Source organism: Cellulosimicrobium sp. SH8, from assembly GCF_025818875.1.
Lineage (GTDB): Bacteria > Actinomycetota > Actinomycetes > Actinomycetales > Cellulomonadaceae > Cellulosimicrobium > Cellulosimicrobium cellulans_D.
Map to the genome: position 1 here is coordinate 203,551 of NZ_JAMXMH010000005.1, position 19,562 is coordinate 223,112.

Here is a 19,562-nt window from a genome sequence, read left to right on the forward strand (position 1 = left end):
GGTCACGGCCGAGGTGACGGCCCGAGCCGATGCCCAGGCTCCGTGGTCGGCGGCCGGAACGGGCCACCTAGGATTGGGCCCATGCGCCTGCTGTTCGCCGGGACCCCGGATACCGCGGTCCCGTCCCTCGACGCCCTCCTCGACTCCCGCCACGACGTCGTCGCCGTCCTCACGCGTGCCGACGCGCCGTCGGGCCGGGGGCGGCGCCTGACCCCGAGCCCCGTCCGCGTGCGCGCGGAGGAGGCCGGGATCCCCGTGATCACCGACCGTCCCCGCGGCGAGGACTTCCTCGCGCGCCTGGCCGAGCTCGACGTCGACGCGGCGCCCGTCGTCGCGTACGGGGAGATCCTGCGCCCCGACGTGCTCGCCGTGCCGCGCCACGGGTGGGTGAACCTGCACTTCTCCGTCCTGCCGGCCTGGCGCGGTGCCGCGCCCGTGCAGCGCGCGATCATCGCCGGGGACGAGGTCACCGGCGCCACGACGTTCCTCATCGAGGAGGGCCTGGACTCCGGCCCCACGCTCGGCACCACGACCGAGACCATCCGTCCCCGGGACACCGCCGGGGACCTCCTGGGCCGCCTCGCCGTGTCCGGCGCGGGGCTGCTCGTCGCGACGCTCGACGCACTGGAGGACGGCACGCTGCGCCCGCAGCCCCAGCCCGCCGACGGCGTCTCCCACGCCGCGAAGCTCACGCCCGCCGACGCGGAGGTCCGCTGGGACCACCCGGCGCTCGCGGTCGACCGCCTCGTGCGCGGCTGCACCCCCGCGCCGGGCTCCTGGACCACCGTCCCCGGTCCCGACGGCGCGCCCGCGCGCCTCGGGCTCGCCCCGGTGACGCCGCGCCCCGACGTCACCGACCTCGCCCCCGGGCACGTGCGGGCCGGGAAGAAGGAGGTCCTCGTCGGCACCGCCACGCACGCCGTCCAGCTCGGGGACGTCGCGCCCGTCGGCAAGAAGCAGATGCCCGCCGCCGACTGGGCCCGCGGCGCCCGCCTCCCCGAAGATCTCGTGCTCGGTGCGGAGGTCGTCCGATGAGCGGCGGCACGCCCGCGGACCGCGACCGCGACGCGCCCCGCCGGCGGTCGACCGACGGATCGAACGCACGTTCGAACGACTCGGCGAGCGGGTACCGGCGTGGAGGGCGCGGCTCGAACGCGCGTTCGAACGACTCGGGAGCGACCCGCGGCAACGGCTCGAACGCCCGTTCGAACGGTGCGGACGGCGGCCGGGACCGCCGCGACGACGAGCGCCGCGACGACGAGCGCCGCGACGCCCGCGGCCGCCAGCGCGGCGCCGCCCGCTCCCGCGGCGAGACGTCCCGCAGCTCGAACGCGCCGTCCCAGCGTCGCAAGGGCACCGACCCGGCCCGCGCCGTCGCGTTCGACGTCCTGCGTCAGGTCGACGGCTCCGACGCCTACGCCAACCTCGTCCTGCCGCCCCTCCTGCGCGAGCGCGGCATCCGCGGCCGCGACGCCGGGTTCGCCACCGAGCTCGCCTACGGCACCCTGCGCCTGCGCGGTCGCTACGACGCCGTCCTCGCGCTGTGCCTCGACCGGCCCCTCGACCGCCTCGACCCGCCCGTGCTCGACGTCCTGCGCCTCGGCGCCCACCAGCTCCTCGGCATGCGTGTGCCCCAGCACGCGGCCGTGTCCGAGACGGTCGGGCTCGCGCGCGAGCGCACCGGTGCCGGGAGCGCCCAGCTCGTCAACGCCGTCCTGCGCCGCGTCGCACGCACCCCCCTCGACGACTGGCTCACCACGATCGCCGACGACGCCCCCGACGGCCTCGCGGCGCTCGCGGCCACCCAGAGCCACCCCGTCTGGATCGCCCGCGCCCTGCGCGACGCCCTCGCCGGCAACGGCCGCCCGGTCGCCGAGCTCGACGCGCTCCTCGCCGCGGACAACGACGCCCCCCGCGTCACGCTCGTCGCCCGCCCCGGTCTCGCCGACCCCGAGGAGCTGGCCGACGGCGACGACCGCGTCACGCCCACGCGCTGGGCTCCCACCGCGCTGCGGCTCGAGGGCGGCGACCCCGCCGCGTTCGGCGCCGTCCGCGACGGCCGCGCCGGGGTCCAGGACGAGGGCAGCCAGCTCGTCGCCCTCGCCCTCGCCGCGGCGCCGCTGACCGGTCCCGACGCGCGCTGGCTCGACCTGTGCGCCGGCCCCGGCGGCAAGGCCGCGCTCCTCGCGGCGCTCGCGGCCGAGCGGGGCGCGCGCCTCGTCGCCAACGAGGTCCAGCCGCACCGCGCCCGCCTCGTGGAGAAGGCCCTCGCCGCCGTCCCGGCCGACGCCGTGGAGGCCGTCCGCACGGGCGACGGCCGCGCCGTCGGGCAGGACGAGCCGGGCGCCTACGACCGCGTGCTCCTCGACGCTCCCTGCACCGGCCTCGGTGCGCTGCGCCGCCGTCCCGAGTCACGCTGGCGGCGCACCCCCGCCGACCTCGCGACCCTCACCGGGCTCCAGCGCGAGCTCCTCGACTCCGCCCTGGACGCCGTCCGGCCCGGGGGAGTGGTCGGCTACGTCACGTGCTCCCCTCACCTCGCCGAGACCCAGGTCGTCGCCGCCGACGTGCTGCGCCGCCGCGACGACGTCGAGCTCCTCGACGCCCCGGCGGTCGTCCGCGACGTCGTGCTCCCCGAGGCGCGCGACACGATCGAGCTCGGCGACCGCCGGGACGTCCAGCTCTGGCCGCACGTCCACGGCACCGACGCGATGCACCTCACGCTCTTGCGCCGCAAGGACCGCTGACGACGTCCGTCCTTGTCGTCATATCTCGACAACGGCATGGTGTCGGGGTAACATGACACCGTGTCGTGTCGGAGAAACCTGACACGCCGCGGAGAGAGGGACACCCGACCGCAGGAGAACACCCATGGCCGACACCTGGACGACCCCCCGCAGCCCCCGCGACCTCGGCGCCTACCTCGGCCGCGTCCGCCGCGCCCGCGGGCTCACCCAGGCACAGGTCGCCGAGGAGCTCGGCATCACCCGCCAGTACCTCTCCGAGCTCGAGAACGGCGTCGAGAACCTCTGGGTCCAACGGCTCTTCGAGCTCCTCGACACCCTCGACGTCGACCTGCGGCTCCAGGAGCGCCCATGACCACCGTCACCGCCTGGCTCTACGGCACCCCCGTCGCCACCCTCGCACCCGCCAGCACGCGCACCACCGACAGCACCCCCCGCGTCACCCTCACCTGGACCGCAGACGCCCTCGACCGCTGGGGACACGACGCGCGCGTCCTGTCCCACCTGCTGCCCATCACCCCACCCGACGAACCCGGACCCCACCCCGCCCGCGTCGCCGCCTGGCTCGACGGCCTCCTCCCCGAAGGCCGCACCCGCGACGCCATGGCCATCGACGCCGGCATCGACCCCGACGACGCCCTCGCCTTCCTCGTCCACTACGGCCACGACACCGCCGGCGCCGTCCTCCTCACGCCCGACGGACACCCCCTCCCCACCCCCGGCACACCCGAACGACTCGACGACGCCGCCGTCGCACGACTCCTGCGCGCCGCCGTCGCCCGCAGCGGGGGAGAAGGCCGCACCGACCACCTCACCAGCTCACTGCCCGGCATGGAACCCAAGATCACCCTCCTCCATGACGAGCACGGCTGGGCCCGCCCCCACGGATCTGCCCCCACCACCCACATCCTCAAGGTCGCCCGCCCCTCCGACTCACCCACCGCCGACCTCGTCAACACCGAAGCCGCCGCCCTCGACCTCGCCCGCCGCGTCGACCTCACCACCGTCGACGCCCACGTCACCGAATTCGACGGTGAGCGCGCCATCGTCGTCACCCGCTACGACCGCATCCCCGACCCCCGCGAACCCAGCGGAACCGCCCGCCTCCACCAGGAGGACACCGCCCAAGCCCTCGGCATCAACACCCGCGACCCCGAACGCAAGTTCCAGCACGGGCGCCGCTTCCCCTCCCTCGCCGCCATCGCCCGCACCCTCCGCGACGACGGCACCCGCCCCGACCCCCTCCTCGCCCTCACCACCTTCAACCTCGCCGTCGGCAACACCGACGCCCACGCCAAGAACATCTCCGTCCTCCGCCACGCCGACGGCACCGTCCGCCTCGCCCCCGCCTACGACGTCTCCATGCACCTCCACCACGACCACGCCTCCCGCGTCTTCGCCATGGACGTCGCCGGAGGACGCGACATGGACCGCCTCACCGCCGAGGACCTGATCACCGAAGGCACCACCTGGGGCCTGCCCCGACGCCGCGCCCAGCGCGCCGTCGCCCAGACCCTCGACGGACTCCTCGCGGCGCTCGCGGACATCGACCGTGACGCCCACCCGGGCGTGAGCCGGAATGCCTGGCGCACCGTCGAGCAGCGCACGACCGACCTCCGCCGCGGACTCCTCGCCTGATCCCGGCACGCCGAGGAGGAGCACTGGTCGTGGCTCGACCACCCCGGGCGGTGACCCGTCACCGGCGGGGCGAACGACCGCCAACGGGCATGGACCACGCCTCGACCTCGGCGCGTCGGGCGGGCTGTGACGGGTCTCGTCGCCGGGTCAGAGGGAGCGCTGGAGGAGGATCGTGTCGACCCAGCGTCCGTGCTTGAAGCCGACGGCGGTGAGGCGGCCGGTCTCGGCGAAGCCGAAGCGACGGTGGAGGGGGAGCGATGCGGCCGCCTCGGGGACGTCGGCGACGACGGAGACGACCTGCCGCACGCCTGCCGCGGAGCACGCGTCGAGGAGCGCGCCGAGCAGGGCCGTGCCGATCCCGCGGCCGGTGTGGGCAGGATCGAGGTAGATCGTGTCCTCGGCGGTGTGCCGGTAGGCGGGCTTCGGCCGCCACGCGGACGCGTAGGCGTAGCCCGCGACCACGGGGCCTCCCGCGGTTCCGCGCTTCGTCGGGACGTCGACCTCCGCGACGAGGAACGGCAGGCCGCGCGCGGTGACGTCGTCGAGCTTGCGCTGCCACGCGGAGGCGTCCCAGACCTCTTCCTCGAACGTCACGCACGTGTCGCGCACGAACGGGGCGGCGATCTCGGCGACGCGCTCGAGATCGCCGGGGGTCGCGGGGCGGACCCGCACGTCCGGGCGGTCCGTCGCGCGCGTGACCGCGGGGTCCGTCGAGTCAGGGGAGGGGAGGGTGCTCACGGGAGGAGCCTACGAGGGCCGACCCCGGCAGGACGGCACCCCTAGGCTGGGGCCCATGGCAGCCCTCATCGCACCGAGCATCCTGTCCGCCGACTTCGCGAACCTCGAGCGCGACCTGAACGCGATCTCGACCGCGGACTACGCGCACGTCGACGTCATGGACAACCACTTCGTGCCGAACCTCACGCTCGGGCTGCCGGTCTTCGAGCGTCTGGCGCAGGTATCGCCGGTCCCGATCGACGCGCACCTCATGATCGAGGACCCGGACCGCTGGGCGCCGGCGTACGCGGAGGCCGGGGCCGCGTCCGTGACGTTCCACGCCGAGGCCGCTGCTGCCCCTGTGCGGCTCGCGCGCGAGCTCCGGCGCCTCGGGTCTCGCGCGGGCCTCGCGCTGCGTCCTGCGACGCCTGTGGAGCCCTTCCTGGACCTCCTGGCGGAGGTCGACATGATCCTCGTCATGACGGTCGAGCCGGGCTTCGGCGGGCAGTCGTTCATCGACGGGACGCTCCCGAAGATCCGGCGCGCGCGCGAGGCCGTGAGCGAGTCGGGGCTGGACGTGTGGATCCAGGTCGACGGGGGAGTGTCGCGCTCGACCATCGAGCGGGCGGCCGACGCGGGGGCGAACGTCTTCGTCGCGGGGTCGGCGGTGTACGGGGCGGAGAGCGTGCCGGGCGAGATCCAGGCGCTGCGCGAGCTGGCGGAGGCCTCGGCGCACGCACACTGACGGGCGAACCGAGAAGGAGCCCGAGCAAGGGGCTCCTTCTCTCGATTCCATAAAAATAGTGTGCCAAGCGGCCACAATCACCCCCGCCACGCGAAGAAGCCTCGCCAAACAGCACCGAGAAGCGGGGGGTGGTCCGGTTCACGTTCGCTCGACGGGCGGACGCATCGGTGCCGAGGAATGCGCGAGTAGCATGCTCGGTTGAAGCAGCAGTACGCACGAACGTGCTCCGGGGTCGGTGCAATTCCGAGCCGGCGGTGACAGTCCGCGACCCGCGCCCACGCGCGGTTGACCTGGTGGAACTCCAGGACCGACGGTGACAGTCCGGATGGGAGGAAGCACGTGCGGCGCGGCCACGCCCAGAGCGTGGGGCTCCGGCGACCCGTCGGTGCACCCGTTTCGTGACGGCGACGGCCTCGCCGTGGTGAGCGACGCCGTCGGGCCGGTCCAGGCCTGACCCCGCCGCCCGCCCTCACCCCGGAGCACGCGTGCCCGGGAGGAGGACGATGGGCGAGCACCCCAGCACCCTGACGATCGACGCCGCGATGGCGCGCGCGCTCGAGCTCGCGGGACACGGGCCCGCGCACGGACCCAACCCCCGGGTCGGCTGCGTCCTGCTGGGGCCCGCCCCGCACGGCCGTGCCCTGCCCGACGGCGCCGCGCCCGACTCGCTGGACCCGCACCCACGGCCGGTCCTCGCCGAGGGCTACCACCAGGGAGCGGGGACGCCGCACGCCGAGGCCGCGGCCCTCGCGGACGCGCGGGCGCGAGGCGTCGACGTCACCGGGGCGACCGCCGTCGTCACGCTCGAGCCGTGCGCCCACACCGGCCGCACCGGGCCGTGCGCAGACGCGCTCGTCGCCGCGGGGATCGCGGAGGTCGTGCACGCCGTCGACGACCCGAACCCCGTGGCGACGGGTGGTGCGCACCGCCTGCGCGCGGCCGGGGTGCGCGTCGTGCGCGGCCTGCGCGCCGCCGAGGGCGAGGAGCTTCTCCGGGCGTGGCTGACGTCCGTGCGCCGCGGGACGCCGTACGTGACGCTCAAGACGGCGACGACGCTCGACGGGTACGTCGCCGCCGAGGACGGCACGAGCCGCTGGATCACCGGGCCGGCCGCCCGCGAGCACGCGCACCGCGTGCGCGCCGAGGTCGACGCGATCCTCGTCGGTACGGGCACGCTCCTCACGGACGACCCGGCGCTCACCGCACGGGTGCGCACGCACGACGCCGCGAGCGCCGAGAGCCTCGCGGCGCACCAGCCCCTGCGGGTCGTCGTCGGGCTGCGCGGGATCCCGCCGACGGCGCGCGTGCGCGGGGAGGGCGGCGAGCTGCTGCACCTGCTGACGCGCGACGTCGGGCAGGTGCTGGAACGGCTCGGGGAGCGCGAGGTGCGGCACGTGCTCGTGGAGGGGGGTCCGACGCTCGCGACGGCTTTCCTCGCGGCGGGCGCGGTGGACGAGCTGCACGCGTACGTGGCCCCGGTGCTGCTGGGGAGCGGTCGGCGGGCCGTGGACGGGCTGGGCGTGGCGACGATCGCCGACGCGCACCGGTTCCGCACGGTCGAGGTGCGGCGTGTCGGCGACGACGCGCTGGTGGTGTCCAGGAAGAGCACGGAAGGGCGGGACGGCTGATGTTCACGGGGATCGTGGAGGAGATCGGGAAGGTCCGGGACATCGGGTTCCCGGGCGGCGAGGGGGAGGACGCGGTGCTCACGGTCGAGGGGCCGCTCGCGGCGTCCGACGCGGGCCTGGGCGACTCGATCGCGGTCAACGGTGTGTGCCTGACGGTCACGAGCCTCGGGGGCGACGGCTCGTTCACGGCGGACGTGATGCCGGAGTCGTTGCGTCGTACTGCCCTGGGCGACCTCGTGGCGGGGGCGCCGGTGAACCTGGAGCGGGCCGTCCGGGCGGACGCGCGCCTGGGCGGTCACGTGGTGCAGGGGCACGTGGACGGTGTCGGGACGCTCGTGAGCCGCGACCCGGGGGAGCGCTGGGACGACCTGGTGTTCTCCGCTCCCGCGGGCTTGACGCGGTACGTCGCGGAGAAGGGCTCGATCGCGGTGAGCGGGGTGTCCCTCACGGTGACGCACGTGGACGACGAGACGTTCGGCGTCTCGCTCATCCCGACGACGCTCGAGGCGACGGTCCTCGGCGGCCTGGTGCCCGGCGACCGGGTGAACCTCGAGGTGGACGTGCTCGCGAAGTACGTCGAGCGCCTGCTCCTGTCTGGTGTCGTCCCCGGGAGCGCGTCGTGACGGGCGCGGGGTCCGCGAGCGCCGGGGTGCCGGACGGTTCGGGGGGCGTGCGCCTGGGGTCGGTCGAGGAGGCGCTGGCGGAGATCCGGGCGGGGCGGCCGGTGCTGGTGGCGGACTCGCCGGACCGGGAGAACGAGGCGGACGTGGTGTTCGCGGCGCGGGGGGTGTCGGCGGAGTGGGTGGCGTGGACGATCCGGCACTCGTCGGGGTACCTGTGCGCGCCGATGCCCGCGGTGCGGGCGGACGCGCTGGAGCTGCCGTTGATGGTGCCGCACAGCCAGGACCCGCGGCGGACGGCGTACACGGTGACGGTGGACGCGGCGACGGGGGTGACGACGGGGATCTCGGCGGAGGACCGGGCGCGGACGTTGCGGGTGCTGGCGGACCCGGCGTCGGGTCCGGTGGACCTGATCCGGCCGGGGCACGTGCTGCCGTTGCGGGCGGTCCCGGGCGGGGTGCTGCATCGCGCGGGGCACACGGAGGCCGCGGTGGACCTGGTGCGCCTGGCGGGGATGGGCGAGGTCGGGGGCATCGCGGAGCTGGTGCACGACGACGGGACGATGATGCGTCTGGGGGACGCGGCGGCCCTGGCGGAGCGGGACGGGCTGGTGCTCATCACGATCGCGGACCTGGTGGCGTGGCGGCGGGTGCACGACCCGGCGCCGGCGGCGGCTCCGGACGTGCCGGACCGGGAGTCGTTGGCCCGGCGGGTGCACCGGACGGCGGAGGCGGACCTGCCGACGGCGCACGGCCGGTTCCGGGTGGTCGGGTACCGGGATCTGCGGACGGGGGCGGAGCACGTCGCCCTGGTGCCGGCGGTGCCTCCGGCCGCGGGTGGTGACGCGGGCGCGGGGTCCGCGAGCGCCGTCGGGCCGGACGGGGTACCGGTGGTGCGGGTGCACTCGGAGTGCCTGACGGGTGACGCGTTCGGGTCGTTGCGGTGCGACTGCGGTCCGCAGCTGCAGGCGGCGATGGAGCGGGTCGCGGCGGAGGGGGGCGCGGTGGTGTACCTGCGGGGGCACGAGGGGCGTGGCATCGGGCTGCTGGCGAAGATCGGCGCCTACGAGCTGCAGGACGCGGGTCTGGACACGGTGCAGGCGAACCTGGAGCTGGGGTGGCCGGTGGACCGTCGGGAGTACGGGGCGGCGGCGGCGATCCTGGCGGACCTGGGGTTGTCGCGGGTGCGGTTGCTGACGAACAACCCGGCGAAGGTGACGGGGCTGGTGGCCTCGGGCATCGACGTGGTGGGGACGGAGCGGATCGAGGTGGGTCACGGTGAGCACAACCGGGCGTACCTGGTGACGAAGAAGGTGGCGATGGGTCACCTGCTGGACACGGTGGCGGTCCCGGACGGGGCTGTCCTGGTGGAGCCGGGCGACGAGCCGGGTGCGGAGACGAAGGAGGACGAGGGATGAGCGGGGCAGGTGCGCCGACGGTGAGCGTGGACGGGTCGGGGCTGCGGGTGACGGTGGTCGCGGCGAGCTGGCACACGCAGGTGATGGACGGGTTGCTGGCGGGTGCGCGCCGGGCGTTGGCGGCGGCGAACGTGTCGCACGTGAGCGTGGTGCGGGTGCCGGGGTCGTTCGAGCTGCCGGTGGCGGCGGCGCGCGCGGTGGAGCACGGCGCGGACGCGGTGGTGGCGCTGGGGGTGGTGATCCGTGGGGGGACGCCGCACTTCGAGTACGTGTGCCAGGCGGCGACGTCGGGCCTGACGGACGTGAGCGTGCGCACGGGCGTGCCGGTGGGGTTCGGCGTGCTGACGTGCGACGACGAGCAGCAGGCGCTGGACCGGGCGGGCCTGGAGGGGTCGCGCGAGGACAAGGGTGCGGAGGCCGCGGAGGCCGCGGTCGCGACGGTGGTGGCGCTGCGCGACCTGTGACGGGGCGGCCGGGGCGTGCCCGCTGGGCGGACCGCGCCCCGGCCTCGCCCGGGCGGCGGATACCCTGGGGCGCGTGAAGACGTTCGAGTCCCTGTTCGCGGAGCTGTCCGAGAAGGCCACGACGCGACCTGCCGGTTCCGGCACGGTCGCGGAGCTGGACGCCGGCGTGCACGCGATCGGGAAGAAGGTGGTCGAGGAGGCCGCCGAGGTGTGGATGGCCGCCGAGTACGAGGGCGACGTGAAGACGGCGGAGGAGATCTCCCAGCTCCTCTACCACCTGCAGGTCCTCATGCTGGCGAAGGGTCTGAGCCTGCAGGACGTGTACGAGCATCTGTGAGCGGCCGTGCCGGTGAGCGTCGCCGCTCCCGGCCGCGAGCGCCGCTCGCCCCTCGCTCGTCTCTGCTGTTGCCCGCGTCCTGCCCGATCCCCTGAACGAAGGTCCTGTCATGCTGCGTATCGCCGTCCCCAACAAGGGGTCCCTGTCCGAGCCCGCCGTCGAGATGCTGCGGGAGGCGGGGTACCGCCAGCGGCGTGACTCGCGCGAGCTGGTGCTGGCCGACCCGGACAACGACGTCGAGTTCTTTTTCCTGCGTCCGCGCGACATCGCGGTGTACGTGGGGTCGGGCACGGTCGACGTGGGGATCACGGGCCGGGACCTGCTGCTGGACTCGGGCGCGGACGCGGTGGAGCACATGCAGCTCGGCTTCGGCGGGTCGACGTTCCGGTACGCGGCCCCGGCGGGCACGGTGACGTCGCTCGAGCAGGTGCAGGGGCTGCGGGTGGCGACGTCGTACGAGGTGCTGGTCGAGGGTCACCTGCGCTCGCACGGCGTGGAGGCCACGGTCGTGCACCTGGACGGCGCGGTGGAGTCGGCGGTGCAGCTCGGGGTGGCGGACGTCGTCGCGGACGTCGTGTCGACGGGCACGACGCTGCGGGGCGCGGGCCTGGAGGTGTTCGGCGACCCGATCCTCGTGTCGGAGGCGGTCCTCATCCGTCCGCGCGCGGTCGCGGAGGCGGACGTCCCGGCCGGTGTCGAGGTGCTGAGCCGGCGCCTGCAGGGTGTGCTCACGGCCCGGCAGTACGTCCTCATGGACTACGACGTGCCGGTGTCGCTGGTGGAGCGGGCGGTCGCGATCACGCCGGGCCTGGAATCGCCGACGGTGTCCCCGCTGCACGACCGGGACTGGGCGGCGGTGCGGGCGATGGTGCGCCGCGACCAGACGAACCAGGTCATGGACGCCCTGTACGACGTGGGGGCGCGCGCGATCCTCGTGACGCGGATCCACGCGTCCCGCCTCTGACCTCGATCGCCTTGGCGGGCGGCGCCTGTGGGCGTCGTGCGGGTGTGAGACGGTGGCGGCATGAGCACCGACCCGTTCCCGGACCCTGGGCTGCCGGGGGAGCGTGACGACGACCCGTACCGGCCGTTCCGGCCCCGGTTCGGCCTGGTGTCGGCGTGGGCGACGGGCGTCGTCGTGGTCGGGGGGTGCGTCGTCGTGGGTCTGTCCGCGACGGGGCCGCTCGGTACGTCCTGGGTGAACCGCCTCTCCCTGGCTGCGTTCGCACTGTTCGCGGCGTGGCTGCTGTGGCGCCTCGGGGGCGTGCACGCCGTCCCGACGCGCGACGGCCTGCGGGTGCGCAACGTCATCTACACGCGCGAGCTGGTGTGGGCGCAGGTCGTGTCGGTCCGGTTCGGCAGCGGCGACGCGTGGGTGCGCCTGGACCTCGCCGACGGGTCGACGCTCGCCGTCATGGGGATCCAGCGGGCCGACGGCGCGCGCGGTGACGCGGAGGCGCGTCGCCTGGCGGCGCTGGTCCAGGCGCACGGCGAGGCGCACGAGGGACCGCGCACCTGAGGCGCGACGACGCGTGCGGAACGCGAACGGCCCCCGATCCAGCGGATCGGGGGCCGTTCGTCTGCGCACGTCGCCGGGCGGCGACGGCGGGTGCGTCAGTACGCCGTGCGGTGGCGGGGCTTGCGCTCGCCCCGGTCGTCGGCCCGGTCGATGCGGTCGCGGCGCTCGTCGCGTCGACCGGTCGGGCCGTGGCCGCCGCGCGGGCCGCGCGAGGCGGGCGCGCCCTCGTCCAGGCGGATGCGCAGCGCCTTGCCGGCCACCCGGGCCCGGGAGATGCGGTCCATGGTCTCCGCGTCGAGCGGCGCGGTGATGTCGACGAGCGAGAACGACGGGAAGATGTCGATCTTGCCGACGTCCGACCCGGCGAGGCCGGCCTCGTTCGTCAGGGCGCCGACGATGCCGCCGGGCATCACGCCGTCCTTGTGACCGACGGACAGGCGGTAGCGGGTCCCGACGGCGTCACGCCGGATGCCGCGCGTGCCGTCGCCCTCGCGGCGGCCCGACGCGCGCTCGCCGCGCGGACGCTCGCCGGTGCGTTCGGTGCGGCGCGCCTTCGCCTGCTCGCGCGCGGCGGCACGCTCGGCCTCGAACCGCTCCTGCTCCTCGCGGGCGCGGGGGCCGTCGTCGCCGACCGCGAGCGCCACCATCGCCGCGGCGAGGTCGACGGGGTCGACGTCGTGCTCGGCGACGAACGTGCGGACCAGGTCCGCGTACAGGGAGAGCCGCCCGGCCTCGCGGCGCGCGGGGACCTGGTCGAGGAGCTTGCGCGCGCGGTGCGCGGAGACGTCCGCGGGGGAGGGGATCTCGATCTCCTCGAGCGGGGTGCGGGTCGTACGCTCGATGGCGCGCAGGCGGCCGCGCTCGTGCGGGGTGACGAAGCTCAGCGCCTCGCCGGTGCGGCCGGCGCGACCGGTGCGCCCGATGCGGTGCACGTACGCCTCGGGCTCGCCGGGCAGGTCGAAGTTCACGACGAGGCCGATGCGGTCCACGTCGAGGCCACGCGCGGCCACGTCGGTCGCGACGAGGACGTCGAGCGCGCCGGAGCGCAGGCGCTCGACGATCTTCTCGCGGTCCTTCTGCGCGACGTCGCCCGAGATGGTGGCGGCGGAGATGCCGCGCTCGACGAGCGCGGACCCGACCTCCTCGGCCGCGCCGCGGGTGCGGGTGAACACGATCGCGGCGTCCGCGTCGGACACCGCGAGGACGCGGGCGAGCGACCCGGTCTTGTGGCGGAACGGGACGACGGCGTACGTCTGGCGCACGCTCGTCACCGTGGAGGACTGGCGGGCGACGGCGATCTCGACCGGGTCGGTGAGGTGCTCGTTCGCGACGCGGCGGATCGGCGCGGGCATCGTCGCGGAGAAGAGGGCGACCTGACGCTCGCGCGGGGCGCGGGAGAAGATCGTGTCGACGTCCTCCGCGAAGCCCATGCGGAGCATCTCGTCGGCCTCGTCGAGCACGAGGAAGCGCACGTCGTCGAGCACGAGGGTGCCGCGCTCGATGTGGTCGATGACGCGCCCGGGCGTGCCGACGACGACCTGCGCGCCGGCCGCGAGCGCCCGCTGCTGCGGCTGGTAGGGGGAGCCGCCGTAGACGGCGACGACGTCGACCTTGGGCAGGTGGGTCGCGAACGACTCGACGGCGTCGGCGACCTGCATCGCGAGCTCGCGCGTCGGGGTCAGGACGACGGCCTGCACGCGGCGCAGGGACGGGTCGATCGCGGCGAGGAGGGGGAGCCCGAACGCGGCGGTCTTGCCGGTGCCGGTCTGCGCGACGCCGGTGATGTCGCGGCCCGCGAGGAGCGCCGGGATGGCCTCGGCCTGGATCGCGGACGGGGTGACGAAGCCGAGGTCGGCGACGGCGCGCTCCAGGGGAGCGGGCAGGCCGAGGTCGGCGAAGACGGGACCGGTCGGCTTCGGGCGGGCCTGGTCCGCGCGCTCGGTGGCGGCGTCGGCGGACTGGTCGAGGGCGTGCGAGGGCGCGAGGACGTCAGCAGTCATGAAGGGGTGAGGACCGTTCGTTTCGGGGTGTGGAGTGGCGTGCGGTCACCAGGACGGTTCTCGCAGGTCGCACTCCCGAACACACCAGGCCGGCCACCAGGACGATCAGGGACGATCGAGGGGGGACGGCCGCTCTCACGGACACACGCGGGACGAGCGACGAACTCCAGAGGTGTGCCCATCCTACCGGAGGTCGCACTCGGGCAGCGGGGCGCACCCGGTGACGTCCCTCACCCGAGGCCTGGCGCCGACGTCGCCTGGGACGGACGAAGCGGGTGATTTCCCCCGTCACGGGCGCCGCGCCGCGAAATGAGGGCCCGGGTTCGGAGGCCCGGTACGTAGGATGGTCCGCGCGCGGCAGGTCGCCGCGACGGCGCGACGTGAGCACGGGGCGGTGGGTGTGTCAGCAGGGCAGCAGGTCAGCTCCCGCGTCCTGACCGTCCCGAACGTCATCAGCCTCCTGCGGCTGCTCCTCGTGCCCGTGTTCGCGGTCCTCATCGTGCGCGGCGACGACGTCTGGGCGCTGGTCGTGCTCGCGGTGTCGGGGGCGTCGGACTGGCTCGACGGCGTCCTCGCGCGACGCCTGGACCAGGTGAGCCGCCTCGGGCAGATGCTCGACCCGGCCGCAGACCGGCTCTTCATCCTCGTCACCCTCCTGGGTCTGGCGTGGCGCGACGTCGTGCCCGTGTGGCTCGTCGTGGTCATCGTGGGACGCGACGTGCTCCTCGTCGGGCTGCTGCCGCTGCTGGCGCGCCACGGGTACGGGCCCCTGCCGGTGAGCTTCGCGGGCAAGGCCGGGACGTTCGCGCTGCTGTACGCGTTCCCGCTGCTGCTGCTCGCCGAGATGCCGGGATGGCTGGGCGACGTCGCCGCGGTCACGGGGTGGGCGTTCACCTGGTGGGGCGTCGGCCTGTACTGGCTCGCGGGCGCCCAGTACGTGCTGCAGACGCGCGCGCTCGTCGTGCGCGACCGGGCGGCCACGGGCGAGACCGACGAGACCGGCACGACGACTCAGGAGGCGCCGTGAGCGAGAACCGTCCGGACCCGGGCGGCGCCGCACGCCGCGCCCCCGTCGACGCGTCGATGACGCTCCTCAACGAGGTCATGCACCGGCCGCTCGACCCGGGGTACGCGGACGCCGCGGCGCGCCGCGCCGCCGGGCAGTCGCCGCACCGTGGCCGCACGGGCACCGTGACCCTCGTCGCCCTGGCGGTCGTCCTGGGCGTCGTGACCACGGCAGCGGCCGTCGAGCTGCGCGCCCCGCAGCCGGGCGTCATCGCGGCGCGCGAGACGCTGGAGCAGGAGATCCTCGACCGGCAGGGCGCCGCCGAGGAGCTCACGGCCCGCGGCGCGGAGCTGTCCGGGGAGATCGAGCAGCTGCAGGGTGCGGCGCTCAGCGGCGCGAGCGCGGACGTGCTGCAGGGCCTCCAGGAGGAGGGCGCGCTCACCGGCACGCAGGCGGTCGAGGGGCAGGGGGTCGTCGTCACGCTCGACGACACCAGCGGCGGCCTGTCGTCCGACACCGTGGACGCGAACTCGCTCGTGCACGACTCCGACCTGCAGCGCGTCGTCAACGCGCTCTGGGCCGGAGGCGCGGAGGCGGTCGCGATCAACGGTCAGCGCCTCACCGGGCTGTCGGCGATCCGCTCCGCCGGGGACGCGGTGCTCGTCGACCTGCAGCCCCTCGTCGGCCCCTACCGGGTCGAGGCGATCGGCGACCCGGACACCCTGCGCACCTCGCTCCTGCGCTCCGGCACGTCGGACTACCTGCAGATCCTGGGAACCCAGTACGGCATCCGGTCGAGCGTGACGACGCAGAGTCGTCTCGACCTGCCAGGCCGCTCCGCGCCCACGCTGTTCTTCGCGAAGGGCCCGGCGGCGCCCGTAGACTCCGACACGCCCGCCGGGAGCACCGACGGCACGACGGACGGCACGACCGACGGGTCCGGGACGGGCCCGGACGCGCACGAGACAGGGCAGGAGATCGTCGAATGATCGCAGTCGTCGGACTGGTGGTGGGCATCGTCGCGGGCCTCGTCCTGCAACCCACCGTGCCCGTGTCGCTGCAGCCCTACCTGCCCATCGCCGTCGTGGCCGCGCTCGACGCCCTGTTCGGGGGCCTGCGGGCCCGGCTCGACGGGCTGTTCGACGACAAGGTCTTCCTCGTCTCGTTCCTGTCGAACGTCGTCGTCGCCGCCCTCATCGTCTTCCTCGGCGACCAGCTCGGCGTCGGGAGCCAGCTCTCCACCGCCGTCGTCGTCGTCCTCGGCATCCGCATCTTCTCCAACGCCGCCGCGATCCGGCGCCACATCTTCAAGGCGTGAGCGTGACCCGCGACCCCCAGGACCCCCGCGACGCGGCCGCCGACGACGTGACGCCGGACGCTGCCGCCCCCGACGACGCCTCGGTGGCCACCGACGAGACCGACGACGTCGCGACCGCGGGTGAGCCGGACGCTCCGCGCACGACCGCCGGCGAGGCGGTCGACGACGCTCCGGGCGAGACCGGTTCCACCGACGACCTGGAAGCCGACCAGGAAGCCGACCTGGAAGCCGACGCGGCGGACGGCCGGGCACCCGAGCGCGACGCCGCGCCCGCGGAGCCGGGCCACACGGTCGACCCTGCCGACGACGAGCTCGGGGACGACCTCGGGGACGACGAGCCCACCGCCGCCGCGACCGCCACCTCTCCCGGCGAGCAGTCGCGGGAAGGGGTCGCGGGCACCGCAGCGCAGGAAGGCGACGAGGACGCGGACGCCCCGGATCACGTCGAGGGCGGCGGCACGCCGGACGCCGACCCCGACCCCGCGGCGCCGGACAGCGACGACGACGCCCCCGCCGGCACGACCGGGACGGACCCCTCGGCACCCCCGGAGCCGCCCGCGACGACGGGGACGATCGGCGCCGTAGGCCGCCACGGCTCCCCGACACGGCCGGAGCCGCGTGGGCTGCGGGGGCTCGGGCGCGCGCTGCGCCCGCGCGCGTCCCGGTCCCAGATCGTCGTCGGGGTCCTGTGCGCTCTGCTCGGCTTCGCGCTCGTCGTCCAGGTGAGCCAGACGCAGGAGGACCAGCTCTCGTCCCTGCGCCAGAGCGACCTCGTGCGCCTCCTCGACGACGTGACCCAGCGCTCCGGCGAGCTCGAGGACCAGGTCTCCTCGCTCGAGTCGACGCGGGACGAGCTCCAGTCGGGGTCCGGGCGCGAGCGTGCCGCCCTCGAGCTCGCCGAGCAGCAGGCCGAGACGCTCGGCATCCTGTCCGGCCGGCTCCCCGCCGAGGGGCCGGGCGTCGAGATCGAGGTCGTCGAGGGCGCGGAGCCGCTCGACGCGTTCGCGCTCTTCAACGTGCTCGAGGAGCTGCGCAACGCGGGCGCGGAGGCGATGGAGGTCAACGGGGTCCGCCTCGTGGCGAGCAGCTACTTCGAGGACTCGGCCGAGGGCGTCGTGGTCGACGGGCAGACGATCTCCTCGCCGTACCGGTGGAACGTGATCGGCGACCCGTCCACGCTCGAGACGGCTCTCGAGATCCCCGGCGGCGCCATGGCGTCGCTGCGGGCGGACGGGGCGCGCACGACGATCACCCAGCAGGACCGGGTCGAGGTCGCCGCGACCGTCGAGCCCGGCGCGCCGCAGTACGCGACCCCGGTCCCCGCCGACGAGTGACCGCGGCTTCCCGCATCCCCGCAGGCCGGGGTAGGTTGGGACGACCGTGGGTCGCGCGCACCGCGTGACCTGCGGGTGTAGTAGTTTTCGAGCACTGTTTCCGCACGTGGGGCCACGGCCCTGCGGTGCGGTGTTCCGAGGTCGAGCACGACGTGCGTGAGCCCCGAGGAGGCGAGATGAGTGTCCCAGGCGGTCCTGAGGTGCCGAACCGGGCGGGTAGCGACACGACGGTCAGCTTCGGCCGGATCGAGGCCCCGATCGAGGAGGGCGTGCAGCCCGGTGGCCTGAGCCCCGAGGAGCACGCCGCGGTCGCGGCCCTGCCGCGCCACTCCGCCCTGCTCATCATGCAGCGCGGTCCCGGGCAGGGGTCCCGCTTCCTCCTCGACGCCGAGCGCACCGTCGCCGGCCGGTCGGAGCGCGCGGACATCTTCCTCGACGACGTCACCGTGTCGCGCAAGCACGCCGAGTTCGTGCGCGAGGGCGAGCACTTCCTCGTGCGCGACGTCGGGTCGCTCAACGGGACGTACGTGAACCGCAGCCGCATCGACGCCGTCGCGCTCGCGACGGGCGACGAGGTGCAGATCGGCAAGTACCGGCTCACGTTCCACGCCAGCCCGCACGCGGGGGCACCGGCGGGCGGCACGGCTCCCCGGTCGTGAACGCCTCGACGGGCGCCGCGCACGCCACGGCTCCGGAGCCCGCCGACGGCGCGGAGCAGTGGCCTCAGGGCATCTCTCGCCGCGCGACCATGCGCATCTCCGACGTGCTGCGCGCGCTGCGGGCCGAGTTCCCGAACGTCAGCCACTCCAAGCTGCGCTTCCTCGAGGAGCAGGGGCTCATCGAGCCCGTGCGCACCGCGTCGGGCTATCGCCAGTACAGCCCCGCGGACGTCGAGCGGCTGCGGTTCGTGCTCGTCGAGCAGCGCGACCGGTACCTGCCGCTCAAGGTCATCAAGGAGCGCCTCGCCGCGCTCGACGCGGGCACCGACGTCGAGGTCCTCGCACCGCGCCTGGCGACGACCGACGGCGAGCCGGGCTCGGCGGCCGTCCGCCAGCGCTACACGGTCGACGCGCTCGTGTCCGCGGCAGGGGTCGAGCGAGACCTCGTCGAGGGACTCATCCAGGCCGGCGTGCTGCGCCAGGCGCCGGGAGGCCAGCTCGACGCGCGCTCGCTCGACGTGGTCGTGCTCGCCGCGGGGCTCGCGGAGTACGGCATCGAGCCGCGCCACCTGCGCTCCCTGCGCACCGCCGCCGACCGGCACGTGAGCCTCGTGCACCAGGTCGTCTCGCCGTGGCGGGGGCAGCAGAGCGCGTCCGCCCGCGCCCACGCGGGCACCGTGGCCTCGGAGGTCGGCGAGCTGTGCGCGCAGCTGCACACCGTGTTCGTGCGCCAGGGGATCGACGACCTCACCCGCTGACCCACCGGTCGGTCCGCCACCTCGCGGGCGCCCGCGCAGGGCCACCCCACCCCCTGCCGGATGCCGGGCGGAGACGTACCGTGGAGGGGTGAGCGACGACGTCCCGATGGTCCCGGTCGAGGTGCTCGGGGTCCGTCAGCAGCAGCGCGACCAGGAGATCGTGGTGCTGCTGCTCGACGACGCGTCCGAGCTCGTGGTGCCGATCGTCATCGGACCGCGGGAGGCGAGCGCGATCGCGATGGCGCAGGCGGGGCTGCCGACGCCACGGCCCATGACCCACGACCTGCTGCGAGACCTGCTCGACGCGGTCGGGGTGCGCCTGGAGCGGGCGGAGATCGTCGCGCTCGACGGCGGCATCTTCTTCGCCGAGCTCGTCCTGAGCAACGGGGTGCGGCTCGACTCGCGCGCGTCGGACGCGATCGCGGTCGCGGTGCGCACCGGCAGCCCGGTGCTGTGCTCGGCGGAGGTCGTCGCGACGGCGGGTGTCGAGGTCGTCGACGTCGCGCAGCAGGAGGAGGTCGAGAAGTTCCGCGACTTCCTGGACCACGTCCAGCCGGAGGACTTCTCCGTGGACGAGTAGGTGGGCGGGTCAGCACCGCCCGGGCCGACCGTCGATCGAAGGTCGAGACGTGCGGGCACAACGGACAACACGGACGT

Annotated in this window: 21 protein-coding genes and 1 riboswitch; of the genes, 19 read left to right on the forward strand and 2 right to left on the reverse strand. The window is 74.9% G+C overall.

Going from position 1 to position 19,562, the window contains the following annotated elements; genetic code table 11:
* Nucleotides 1–81 precede the first annotated feature (81 nt).
* From fmt to NF338_RS09070, 4 genes are all read left to right on the forward strand, one after another.
* Entirely contained in the window at nucleotides 82–1,035 is a 954-nt protein-coding gene (gene fmt, locus NF338_RS09055; RefSeq protein ID WP_264030453.1) for a methionyl-tRNA formyltransferase, read from the forward strand.
* Nucleotides 1,032–2,747, forward strand: coding sequence for an RsmB/NOP family class I SAM-dependent RNA methyltransferase (locus tag NF338_RS09060; RefSeq protein ID WP_264030454.1), 1,716 nt, complete (start codon nucleotides 1,032–1,034; stop codon nucleotides 2,745–2,747). The genes fmt and NF338_RS09060 overlap by 4 nt, the downstream gene beginning before the upstream one ends.
* A gap of 124 nt (nucleotides 2,748–2,871) precedes the next feature.
* Entirely contained in the window at nucleotides 2,872–3,099 is a 228-nt protein-coding gene (locus tag NF338_RS09065; protein WP_087472029.1) for a helix-turn-helix domain-containing protein, read from the forward strand.
* Nucleotides 3,096–4,382, forward strand: a complete 1,287-nt coding sequence (locus NF338_RS09070; RefSeq protein WP_264030455.1) for a type II toxin-antitoxin system HipA family toxin — start codon at nucleotides 3,096–3,098, stop codon at nucleotides 4,380–4,382. The genes NF338_RS09065 and NF338_RS09070 overlap by 4 nt, the downstream gene beginning before the upstream one ends.
* Before the next feature lie 147 nt (nucleotides 4,383–4,529).
* On the opposite strand, the gene NF338_RS09075 is transcribed toward NF338_RS09070, so the two are convergent.
* Nucleotides 4,530–5,120 carry a GNAT family N-acetyltransferase gene (locus NF338_RS09075; protein ID WP_264030456.1) on the reverse strand — a complete coding sequence of 197 codons (591 nt, stop codon included), beginning with the start codon at nucleotides 5,118–5,120 and terminating at the stop codon, nucleotides 4,530–4,532.
* A 55-nt stretch (nucleotides 5,121–5,175) separates the two neighbouring features.
* On the opposite strand from NF338_RS09075, the gene rpe reads away from it, so the two are divergent.
* From rpe to NF338_RS09115, 8 genes are all read left to right on the forward strand, one after another.
* Complete coding sequence (rpe, locus tag NF338_RS09080) at nucleotides 5,176–5,844, forward strand: ribulose-phosphate 3-epimerase (protein ID WP_087472032.1); 669 nt, start codon at nucleotides 5,176–5,178, stop codon at nucleotides 5,842–5,844.
* A 217-nt stretch (nucleotides 5,845–6,061) separates the two neighbouring features.
* Nucleotides 6,062–6,187: riboswitch (FMN riboswitch) on the forward strand.
* Nucleotides 6,188–6,347: 160 nt separating this feature from the next.
* Nucleotides 6,348–7,472, forward strand: a complete 1,125-nt coding sequence (ribD, locus tag NF338_RS09085) for a bifunctional diaminohydroxyphosphoribosylaminopyrimidine deaminase/5-amino-6-(5-phosphoribosylamino)uracil reductase RibD (protein ID WP_264030457.1) — start codon at nucleotides 6,348–6,350, stop codon at nucleotides 7,470–7,472.
* Nucleotides 7,472–8,095 carry a riboflavin synthase gene (locus tag NF338_RS09090; protein ID WP_264030458.1) on the forward strand — a complete coding sequence of 208 codons (624 nt, stop codon included), beginning with the start codon at nucleotides 7,472–7,474 and terminating at the stop codon, nucleotides 8,093–8,095. The genes ribD and NF338_RS09090 overlap by 1 nt, the downstream gene beginning before the upstream one ends.
* A gap of 47 nt (nucleotides 8,096–8,142) precedes the next feature.
* Nucleotides 8,143–9,510, forward strand: coding sequence for a GTP cyclohydrolase II (gene ribA / locus NF338_RS09095; protein WP_264030459.1), 1,368 nt, complete (start codon nucleotides 8,143–8,145; stop codon nucleotides 9,508–9,510).
* The gene (gene ribH, locus NF338_RS09100) at nucleotides 9,507–9,974 is read left to right on the forward strand and encodes a 6,7-dimethyl-8-ribityllumazine synthase (RefSeq protein WP_264030460.1); all 468 of its coding nucleotides are present in this window, start codon (nucleotides 9,507–9,509) and stop codon (nucleotides 9,972–9,974) included. The genes ribA and ribH overlap by 4 nt, the downstream gene beginning before the upstream one ends.
* 73 nt (nucleotides 9,975–10,047) lie before the next feature.
* Entirely contained in the window at nucleotides 10,048–10,311 is a 264-nt protein-coding gene (locus tag NF338_RS09105; protein ID WP_024839663.1) for a phosphoribosyl-ATP diphosphatase, read from the forward strand.
* Nucleotides 10,312–10,420: 109 nt separating this feature from the next.
* Nucleotides 10,421–11,275 (forward strand): ATP phosphoribosyltransferase, encoded by an 855-nt coding sequence (gene hisG, locus NF338_RS09110; protein WP_253049399.1) that lies wholly within the window; start codon nucleotides 10,421–10,423, stop codon nucleotides 11,273–11,275.
* Nucleotides 11,276–11,335: 60 nt separating this feature from the next.
* Nucleotides 11,336–11,830 carry a PH domain-containing protein gene (locus NF338_RS09115; protein WP_087472036.1) on the forward strand — a complete coding sequence of 165 codons (495 nt, stop codon included), beginning with the start codon at nucleotides 11,336–11,338 and terminating at the stop codon, nucleotides 11,828–11,830.
* 95 nt (nucleotides 11,831–11,925) lie between these two features.
* Here the strand turns inward: NF338_RS09115 and NF338_RS09120 are convergent, their stop codons facing one another.
* Nucleotides 11,926–13,830 (reverse strand): DEAD/DEAH box helicase, encoded by a 1,905-nt coding sequence (locus NF338_RS09120; RefSeq protein ID WP_264030461.1) that lies wholly within the window; start codon nucleotides 13,828–13,830, stop codon nucleotides 11,926–11,928.
* A gap of 400 nt (nucleotides 13,831–14,230) precedes the next feature.
* Between NF338_RS09120 and NF338_RS09125 the strand changes: the two genes are divergently transcribed.
* From NF338_RS09125 to NF338_RS09155, 7 genes are all read left to right on the forward strand, one after another.
* The gene (locus NF338_RS09125) at nucleotides 14,231–14,857 is read left to right on the forward strand and encodes a CDP-alcohol phosphatidyltransferase family protein (protein WP_264030540.1); all 627 of its coding nucleotides are present in this window, start codon (nucleotides 14,231–14,233) and stop codon (nucleotides 14,855–14,857) included.
* Nucleotides 14,854–15,825, forward strand: coding sequence for a DUF881 domain-containing protein (locus NF338_RS09130; protein WP_244286150.1), 972 nt, complete (start codon nucleotides 14,854–14,856; stop codon nucleotides 15,823–15,825). Before NF338_RS09125 ends, NF338_RS09130 begins: the two co-directional genes overlap by 4 nt.
* Complete coding sequence (locus NF338_RS09135; protein ID WP_021483549.1) at nucleotides 15,822–16,154, forward strand: small basic family protein; 333 nt, start codon at nucleotides 15,822–15,824, stop codon at nucleotides 16,152–16,154. The genes NF338_RS09130 and NF338_RS09135 overlap by 4 nt, the downstream gene beginning before the upstream one ends.
* Complete coding sequence (locus NF338_RS09140) at nucleotides 16,151–17,488, forward strand: DUF881 domain-containing protein (protein ID WP_264030462.1); 1,338 nt, start codon at nucleotides 16,151–16,153, stop codon at nucleotides 17,486–17,488. Before NF338_RS09135 ends, NF338_RS09140 begins: the two co-directional genes overlap by 4 nt.
* Nucleotides 17,489–17,664: 176 nt before the next feature.
* Complete coding sequence (locus NF338_RS09145) at nucleotides 17,665–18,147, forward strand: FHA domain-containing protein (RefSeq protein ID WP_087472040.1); 483 nt, start codon at nucleotides 17,665–17,667, stop codon at nucleotides 18,145–18,147.
* Nucleotides 18,144–18,905 carry a MerR family transcriptional regulator gene (locus tag NF338_RS09150; RefSeq protein ID WP_264030463.1) on the forward strand — a complete coding sequence of 254 codons (762 nt, stop codon included), beginning with the start codon at nucleotides 18,144–18,146 and terminating at the stop codon, nucleotides 18,903–18,905. Before NF338_RS09145 ends, NF338_RS09150 begins: the two co-directional genes overlap by 4 nt.
* A gap of 106 nt (nucleotides 18,906–19,011) precedes the next feature.
* Entirely contained in the window at nucleotides 19,012–19,485 is a 474-nt protein-coding gene (locus NF338_RS09155; protein ID WP_024839673.1) for a bifunctional nuclease family protein, read from the forward strand.
* Nucleotides 19,486–19,562 lie beyond the last annotated feature (77 nt).